The organism is Capnocytophaga canis (assembly GCF_000827555.1).
GTDB classification, from domain to species: domain Bacteria; phylum Bacteroidota; class Bacteroidia; order Flavobacteriales; family Flavobacteriaceae; genus Capnocytophaga; species Capnocytophaga canis.
In genome coordinates this window covers 1-458 of sequence record NZ_CDOI01000207.1, presented here as the reverse complement: position 1 = coordinate 458, position 458 = coordinate 1, and the positions used below count along the sequence as shown (strand labels likewise).

General features: G+C 36.0%; 1 protein-coding gene. It reads left to right on the top strand.

Annotated features, from left to right (window positions below):
• Positions 1-6: 6 nt before the first annotated feature.
• Positions 7-458, top strand: a 452-nt coding sequence (locus tag CCAND38_RS12055) for a tetratricopeptide repeat protein (protein WP_042345497.1), incomplete at its 3' end; no start/stop codon positions are given.

Genomic DNA, 458 nt, shown 5'->3' with positions numbered 1-458 from the left:
TTAGGAATAACGGCAAATATTTTTGCACAGGAAAAGGAATTACAGAAGGCGAATGATTTGTATCAGAATTATGCTTATGTAGATGCTATTAAGATATACGAAAGTATAGCTAAGAAGGGTTTTGTGAATCAGGAGTTGTTGGAGCGTTTGGGCAATTCGTATTATTTCAATGCTGATTATACGGCAGCATTGGTTTGGTATGAACAATTATTTGCCAATTCAGAATACAAAATCGAACCAGAATACTACTACCGTTATTCACTTTCGTTAAAATCGGCGGAACGTTATGATGAGGCTGATAGGATGATGGTTAAGTTTGTTGAGTTGACAGATGCGAGTGATACGAGGGCGATATTATTCCAAGAGAATAGAAATTATCAAGAGATTATCAAAGATAATTCGAATCGTATGGAATTGTATCATACGGATATCAACACAGAGCATTCAGAGTATGGAGC